Origin of the sequence: Longimicrobium sp., from assembly GCF_036388275.1 — a bacterium.
Taxonomy (GTDB): Bacteria; Gemmatimonadota; Gemmatimonadetes; order Longimicrobiales; family Longimicrobiaceae; genus Longimicrobium.
Genome location: NZ_DASVSF010000108.1, coordinates 95,145 through 101,582 on the forward strand (window position 1 = coordinate 95,145; position 6,438 = coordinate 101,582).

The 6,438-nt window shown below is 68.2% G+C and carries 6 protein-coding genes; 4 read left to right on the forward strand and 2 right to left on the reverse strand.

All coding sequences use genetic code 11. The annotated features are described in order from the left end of the window. Window positions 1–1,689 (reverse strand): AarF/ABC1/UbiB kinase family protein, encoded by a 1,689-nt coding sequence (locus tag VF632_RS24465; protein WP_331025564.1) that lies wholly within the window; start codon window positions 1,687–1,689, stop codon window positions 1–3. A 229-nt stretch (window positions 1,690–1,918) separates the two neighbouring features. On the opposite strand from VF632_RS24465, the gene VF632_RS24470 reads away from it, so the two are divergent. From VF632_RS24470 to VF632_RS24480, 3 genes are all read left to right on the forward strand, one after another. Continuing rightward, entirely contained in the window at window positions 1,919–2,293 is a 375-nt protein-coding gene (locus VF632_RS24470) for a hypothetical protein (RefSeq protein WP_331025565.1), read from the forward strand. After that, window positions 2,290–3,327 carry a hypothetical protein gene (locus tag VF632_RS24475; protein WP_331025566.1) on the forward strand — a complete coding sequence of 346 codons (1,038 nt, stop codon included), beginning with the start codon at window positions 2,290–2,292 and terminating at the stop codon, window positions 3,325–3,327. Before VF632_RS24470 ends, VF632_RS24475 begins: the two co-directional genes overlap by 4 nt. Before the next feature lie 100 nt (window positions 3,328–3,427). Continuing rightward, complete coding sequence (locus VF632_RS24480) at window positions 3,428–4,663, forward strand: acetate kinase (protein ID WP_331025567.1); 1,236 nt, start codon at window positions 3,428–3,430, stop codon at window positions 4,661–4,663. Between the two features lie 508 nt (window positions 4,664–5,171). On the opposite strand, the gene VF632_RS24485 is transcribed toward VF632_RS24480, so the two are convergent. Next, complete coding sequence (locus tag VF632_RS24485; RefSeq protein WP_331025568.1) at window positions 5,172–5,654, reverse strand: hotdog fold domain-containing protein; 483 nt, start codon at window positions 5,652–5,654, stop codon at window positions 5,172–5,174. Between the two features lie 97 nt (window positions 5,655–5,751). Between VF632_RS24485 and VF632_RS24490 the strand changes: the two genes are divergently transcribed. Beyond that, window positions 5,752–6,387, forward strand: coding sequence for a hypothetical protein (locus VF632_RS24490; RefSeq protein ID WP_331025569.1), 636 nt, complete (start codon window positions 5,752–5,754; stop codon window positions 6,385–6,387). Window positions 6,388–6,438 lie beyond the last annotated feature (51 nt).

Here is a 6,438-nt window from a genome sequence, read left to right on the forward strand (position 1 = left end):
CTACTTTTCGTCGCCGCGGCGGCGCTGGCGCACGTCGCTGACTAGGATGTCGAACACCAGCAGCAGCCCCAGCGCCGCGGCGCCCATGAACAGGATCATCGCCACGCCGGGATACCCCAGGATCTGATAGCGCGTCTCCACCCGCATCATCATGGCCGCCGACACGATCAGCGCCGACGCCACCAGGCTCACGGCGATGCGGTTGGAGATCTTCTGCATCCCCTGCAGCAGCCACTTCTCCTCGGGAACGCGGACGCGCACCTCGATTCCGTCCTCGGTGATGGCCTCCAGCGCGCGGTTCACCCGGCCGGGAAGCTTCTGCACCAGCTCGTTCATCTCCAGCATGTTGCTGAACATGCGGCTGGGTGAAACGTTCTTCATCATCCGCCGGCGCATCAGGTCCGACGCGTTGCGCTGGATGGCGGCGTTGGGGTCGAACTGGGGGTCCAGCGTGCGGCCCACCTGGTCCAGCGCCAGCAGCGCACGGCCGAGCATCGTCAGCTCCACCGGCAGCCGGATGCCGTTCTCGGCCGCGCTGCGCGTCACCTCCAGCATCACCCGCCCCACCTGGATGTTCTCGGCGTTGCGCGCCGTGGCGAAATCGGCCACCAGCGTCTTCACGTCGGCCGTGAAGATGTCTTCGCGGTAGCCGGAGCGGACGTCGCCGGCCTGGATGGTGGCGCGCGCCGCCTCGGCGCCCTGCCCGTCGGCGATGGCCAGCAGCATCCGCAGCAGGTGCTGCTGCAGGTCCGGGCCGATGCGCCCCACCATTCCCACGTCCAGGAGCGCGACCCGCCGGTCATCGGTCAGGAAGACGTTGCCGGGGTGCGGATCGGCGTGGAAGAAGCCGTCGACCAGGATCTGCTTGAGGTAGGCGCGGAACAGCTCCTCGGCCAGGACGTCGCCATCCAGCTCCAGCCGGGCCAGCGGGCTGATCGAGGTGATCTTGCGGCCGCGGATGAACTCCATCGTCAGCACGCGGGAGGTGGTGTAGTCTTCCACCGGCCGCGGCACGATGATGCGTTGGAACTCCGCCAGGTTCTCGTCGAGCGTGGAGGCGTTGCGGGCCTCGCGGCGGTAGTCCAGCTCGGCCATCAGGCTCTTGCGCAGCTCCTCGAAGGTGCGGCCGAACTCGTACTGGCGCCCGGCCCTGGTGTGCCGGTCCATGAACTCCACCACGTCCTCGATGGCGTCCATGTCGCGCACCAGCTGCTCGCGCACGCCGGGGCGCTGCACCTTCACCGCCACCGTGCGCCCGTCGCGAAGCTTGGCCCGGTGCACCTGCCCCAGCGAGGCGGCGGCCAGGGGTTCGCTGTCGAACTCCAGGAACGCCTTGGACACGCGCACGCCCAACTCCTCCGCCACGATGCGCTCGGCGTCCTCGGCCGGGAACGGCTCCAGCCGGTCCTGCAGGCGGGTGAGCGCGTCGATGTAGGCGGGCGGAACGAGGTCCGGGCGGGTGGAAAGAAGCTGGCCCAGCTTCACGTACGTGGGCCCCATCCGCTCCAGGTCGTCGGCGAGCTCGTCGGCCAGGCCGGGGGCGTCGGTGCTCTGCAGCACCTGGTCGGTGCCCTCGAGCGCGTCTTCCAGCCCGGCCTGCCGCACCAGGTCGCTGCGCCCGTACTTCATGGCCAGGCGTGCCATGTCGCGGTACCGCTTCAGGTGCTCGGGGCGCAGCGAAATGCCCATCGTCGTTGTCTGCCCGGGGGTGCGTCACGTTCACGCCTGCAAGTAGCCCGAACGGGCAAAGCAGAAAACGTGCTTGCGTGAACGCTCAGCCTCACCTGACGAAAACAAAAATAGCCGCTATCGGGCGCAACCCACCCGGGACCTCGCCCCGAGCGGGAAATCGCGGCAACGTGTCAATCCAACAACTGCAGTGCGAAGCCCGCCCGTTTACTCCACCCAGGACAGCTACATGAAAACGGCTACGTTCAACCCCAATGGCGGACCCATCATCGCCGAGGTTACCCCCGGCTCGGCGGCCGTAGGTTCCTACACGATCCTCCTGTGGGAGGCAAATGCGAATCTTGTGGTCATGAGGCGTGACGGGAATTTCATCAACACCGCAGACGATGCGTATACGCTCCCCGAGCCGAACGAGCACAACGACGGCCGCATCGTGGAGTGCATCGCCACGGTCGTTATTACACCCCCCGTCGACACGTACAACGTGGATCTCGTCATCAGGCAGGACGGAAACGAGATCGGCGGCGATTCGGCGTCTGGGAGCGACGCTTCGGGAACGGTGACTGTGGATCTCTTCGTTCAACTGAACGGAGGTGGCGCGTGAGGCGCTTGATTGCGGCGCTCTGGATCCTGGCCGCTCCGGTACCGCTGCTCGCGCAACGCCCCGACTCGCTGGCGCAGCAGTTTGAAGTCGATTTCGCGATTCCGGATGCTCCCGCATTCGAGCTCCTGCAGGTCGACGAGAGCAACATCCTTCGTCCTACCACCGTACGGGCGTTGACCGCCGGCTTTTCCGACATGTTCGAGGGTGAGGGCGGGGCCTTCCAGGTTCCCACCGCCTTTGCGCTCGAGGCGGCACCGTTCCTTCTGGCACATGGGCCGCGGCTTACGCTTGCGCAGTACAGGGACAATCCCGTTCTGTATCGGATGCGGACTTCCGCCGCCGTTCGCCGAAGCTCCAGCACGGGTGCGGCAACCGGCTTGGCGCTGGGGGTGCGGTTGTCGCTCGCGGACGAAGGCGATTTGCGGATGAACCAAGCGTACATCGACAGCGCGACCGGGCTGGCGGCCGCAATCAACCAGATTTACGTGAACGCGCGAGTTCGCACCGGTCCGCCCCCAAGGCCTATCGTTCTCAGCCAAGCGGAACGTGATTCGATCAAACGCATGGTGGAGCCGTTCCGAAAGCGCTGGGAGCAGACCCGCTGGAACGCTGGTGTGTTCGACGTTGCGGCCGGCCTGATGGCCGCATCCGCCGACTCGCTTGGCAACGACCTGAAGATGGGCGCACTTGCGGCTTGGGGAACCTGGGCGCGGGGCTTCGGCCAGTGGGGCCAACTCCTGCTGGGCGGGCGTGGCACTTTCGGACGGGAGGAGCCGGACGAAGAACGCGCCTTGGGTGGAAGTCTTGGTGGGCGCTTCTACGCCGGCACCAATGCGTACAAGGTGTTCGTGGAGGGGCAGAGCACAATCGCCGCTAACGCGTCACCCGGCTGGCTCGTGAACACGGGCGGCGAAACCCGGCTCTTCAGCCGCTTCTGGGCCAACTTCTCCGCGGGGGTGAATTGGGAAGGCAGTGGCAACCCTCACCTGACGGGCCGGTTCACCATCAAGGCGGCTGCGCCTCCCGTCTTCTAAACGTAGGCCGGTGCGCTCCAGGTGCGCGCGGGTGGCGGAAACGCTGATTGGGCGGTACTCTCGCGTTCAGGAGAGTACCGCCCTTCGCTTCCATATGCGTATGAACATCCTGGTCCTCAACGTCGGGTCGTCGTCGCTCAAGTGGCAGGTGATCGACACCGACGAGCAGTGCTTCGCCAGCAACACGGACCGGCGGCTCGCGCGCGGGCAGGTGGAGCGCATCGGCGGCGAGGCGGTGTGGAGCTTTCGCGCGGGGGATGGGGCGTCCGTAAAGGGCTCGGCTCCGCTGCGGGACCATCGCGCGGCCGTGGAGTTCCTGCTCCAGTGGCTGGTGGCCGAGGGCGGCGCGCTGGGAAGCCTGGCCGAGATCGGCGCCGTGGGGCACCGCGTGGTGCATGGCGGCGAGCGCTTCGTAAGGTCCGTGGGCATCGACGAGCAGGTGCTGCGCGGCATCGAGGAGACCATCGAGCTGGCGCCGCTGCACAATCCCGCCAACCTCAAGGGCATCCACGCCGTCCGCGCGGTGCTGGGCGCAGCGGTGCCACAGGTGGCCGTGTTCGATACGGCGTTCCACCACACGCTTCCCGAGCGCGCGTTCCTGTACGCCATCCCGTACTCGCTGTACCGCCGGCACCGCGTCCGCCGCTACGGTTTCCACGGCACCTCGCACCGCTACGTGAGCTACCGATGGCGGCAGCTGACGGGCACCACGCGCGAGGCGCAGCGCATCATCACCCTTCACCTGGGCAATGGCTGCTCGGCGTGCGCCATCTCCGGCGGCGAGTCGCTGGACACGTCGATGGGGTTCACCCCGCTGGAGGGGCTGGTGATGGGCACGCGCTCCGGCGACGTGGACCCCGCGGTGCTGGACTACATCGCCCAGAAGGAGGGATTGTCGCTGGCGGAGGTGGAGATGCTGCTGAACAAGCAGTCGGGGCTGCTGGGCATCTCCGGCCTTACCAACGACATGCGCGAGCTGCTGGCCGAGGCGCGCGAGCACGACGACCGGCGGGCGCGGCTGGCGATCGAGATCTTCTGCTATCGGGCACGCAAGTACATCGGCTCGTACCTGGCGGCCATGGGCGGCGCCGACGCCGTCTGCTTCGCGGGAGGCATCGGCGAGAACGCGCCCGCCGTGCGCGCGATGATCTGCGAGGGGCTGGAGTTCGCCGGCATCCAGGTGGACGCCGCCGCCAACGAGGCACACGTGGGCCGCGAAGGGCGCATCAGCCCCGAGGGCGCGCGGACGGAAGTGTGGGTGATTCCCACCGACGAGGAGCTGCTGATCGCCCGCGACACGTTCCGCGTGGTGCACGGGATCGAGGCGCGGTACTGAGGGGCGGGGGAGTGCGGGAACGTGGGAGCCGGTTCCCGTCCGGGAGCGGATGAATCCGCCGCAACACCAGCGGAAAGCCTCACAAACCCGGTGAGGCTTCACTTCGTGCGCGCCGGGGCTGCCGAAGCGCGATCGAATTCTCCCCTCTCCCGCTTGCGGGAGAGGGGCCGGGGGTGAGGGCAGTCGGGGACTGCGCCGGCCTCGCCGAACCGCACCACACCTGGCCAGGGATCCCCGCCTGAACGCCGGGCCTCCGGACGGGCCGGGGCCTCGACTTCCGTGACCGCTGCCGCGCCCGGGCTGTTACGTGCCCTCTGCTAGATCCTTCGGCCCGCAAGGGATGTGCTGCGGGCAGGCAGGGTGCGCCTGGGCCTCAGGATGACAGGCTATGGCGTTGCAAGGCAGTTATGCAGCACGTTCCCTTCCCCCGCGCAGTTTGCGGGGGAAGGGCTGGGGATGGGGGGCGCCGCCGTCGCACCACTGCCGGCCCGCCGCGCCCTCCCGCCCTTCACTTCCTCGGCCCCACCCGCCACCGGGCGATCGCCGAGGCGACCACGTCGCCGGCCTCGTCGCGGATGTCCGTGGTCACCTCGATGTCGCGCTCTTCGTTGCTGTCCAGCAGCGGCGCGTTGGCCTCGGCGGTCAGGGTGCCGCGGGCCTTCTTGTGGTACTCGATGGAAAGCCCCTTCAGGATGGAGCGCGCGTCCGGCCGCATCCCCACGTTCAGCGCCAGGCCGGTGGAAAGCTCCGCCAGGTTCATCAGGGCCACCGCGTGGATCGATCGCAGGTGATTGCGAACCTTGCGGCGGTCCGCCAGCGTCACCCGCGCGAACCCCGGGCGAAGCTCCTGCACCCGCGCGCCAATGGAGCCCGAGTACGGCACCATGCGCCCCAGCAGCATGCTGAAGAGCGCCTTGCCGCCCGGCTTGCCGCTCAACCGCTCCCAGTTGGCCCGGATCGCCGCCTCGGCACCGCCCGCCACGTTCGCCATGATGTTCGCCGGTGTGGGAAAACGCAGCCGGTCGCGGCCACGGGAACTTTCCTTTGCGCGGCAGGATACACCGCGCCATGCCCCGCCGTCCAGAGCCATGACCCCGACCCGAAAGCCCATGCACCGCATCGTCACCGCCACCATCTGTGCGCTTCTCGCCGCCGCCCCCGTTCGCGCCCAGGACGCCGCGCCGGACACCGCCCCACGAACCTCACTGCAGAAAGGTGCATGGTCCCTCGCGTTCGACCTGCCCATCGCCGTTGGCGGAAGCTCCCGGCTGGGCGCGTGGAAGATGGTGGGCGCCCGCACCAACCTGGGTGTGAGCCTGGAACTGCAGACCCGCGATGTCGATGGCCGCCGCGACAGCGCGACCGCGAACGAGCGGTACCACGCAGTGGAGTTGGGAGTGGACGCCCGCAGATACCTTTCGCCCGCGGAAGAGGTGACGCCGTTCGCGACGGCTGGCGTTTTCGGCTTCATCGGCCGGCGCGAGCAGGAAGCCGGCGCCACCCGCGGGGAAACGAGCTATCGGGGCGCTGGAGTGCACGCGGGCGCGGGCGTGGAGTGGTTCCCGGTGCGCAGGGTGAGCCTTGCCGGCCACACAGGCGTGCGGCTGAACGTGTATGACGGCGAGACAACCGCCCGCTACAACGGCATCGAGACCGAGGGTGAAGATAGGGCGATCGACTTCACCACCTTTACCTCGCGCCTTTCCCTCCAGATCTATTTCTAGCGTTGCCGGCACTGCGGAGAGGGCGCGCGGCCCCGGCCGCGCGCCCACACC

Coding starts and splice junctions, on each gene's coding strand:
- VF632_RS24465 (WP_331025564.1), bottom strand. CDS start 1,689: ATGGGCATTTCGCTGCGCCCCGAGCACCTGAAGCGGTACCGCGACATG.
- VF632_RS24470 (WP_331025565.1), top strand. CDS start 1,919: ATGAAAACGGCTACGTTCAACCCCAATGGCGGACCCATCATCGCCGAG.
- VF632_RS24480 (WP_331025567.1), top strand. CDS start 3,428: ATGAACATCCTGGTCCTCAACGTCGGGTCGTCGTCGCTCAAGTGGCAG.
- VF632_RS24485 (WP_331025568.1), bottom strand. CDS start 5,654: ATGGCGAACGTGGCGGGCGGTGCCGAGGCGGCGATCCGGGCCAACTGG.
- VF632_RS24490 (WP_331025569.1), top strand. CDS start 5,752: ATGACCCCGACCCGAAAGCCCATGCACCGCATCGTCACCGCCACCATC.